The sequence below is a fragment of the Photorhabdus kleinii genome, from assembly GCF_025384885.1.
In the GTDB taxonomy this organism is placed as follows: domain Bacteria; phylum Pseudomonadota; class Gammaproteobacteria; order Enterobacterales; family Enterobacteriaceae; genus Photorhabdus; species Photorhabdus kayaii.
Genome location: NZ_JAJAFY010000154.1, coordinates 1 through 707, shown reverse-complemented (window position 1 = coordinate 707; position 707 = coordinate 1). Strand labels below are relative to the sequence as shown.

General features: G+C 46.7%; 1 protein-coding gene. It reads right to left on the bottom strand.

Annotated elements, in window-relative coordinates:
• The coding region (locus tag LG003_RS23125; RefSeq protein WP_262981776.1) for a DUF3396 domain-containing protein at window positions 1–707 on the bottom strand (707 nt) is incomplete at both ends.

Here is a 707-nt window from a genome sequence, read left to right as displayed (position 1 = left end):
GAATAAGGCGTAATCAACACATCCGGGTAGCGGTGGCGGGCCAGCATATGACGTATCCATAATTCCCCCCCCAACCGTTCTACAAAGCGTTTGGACAGTAAGGTGATCCAGTTAATGCCACGGATGGAATTTCCATACTGTAATTTAGCTGTGTGCACTGCGGAGTTCACTTGCAGGGAAGGGTAACGTTGCGCCAGTTGGTACTCTAAGGGAAAGTAGTCATAGAAGTCATTGGGTAATACCAGACAGTAGCCACAGTCACCACTGTCCGGTTCGAGTTGTTCACACAGAAAGTCCAGCCAGGCCATAAATCGGGTCATGCCCTCTTGTTCTTTCAGATAATTCCAAGGAAGTGTCAGGCTTAGGTAAGAAATGCCGTTATCACCGCTTATTTCCCGGGAATCCAGGTAACGCATCAGATAATGAGGTGCCTCATCTTCATTTTTGGCATCACTGACGACCCAACCACAAAACTGGTTTTTTTTCTGATTAAGAATACCCTCTTCCACTTTGGCAATATTTTCCGGGGAATATTTTTTTAACCCTTTCAATTCATGACGGTGAAAACGCAGGTGAGTACCGAACTCTTCGCGAAAACGACGATAACAGGCCAGAATGCGTTGCTTTTTCTCTGGGGTGTAGCCCCGTTTAAAAAACAGGGTAATTGAGAGACCCAGACGGGAAACAGTTAGCCCATCGGCATTGAG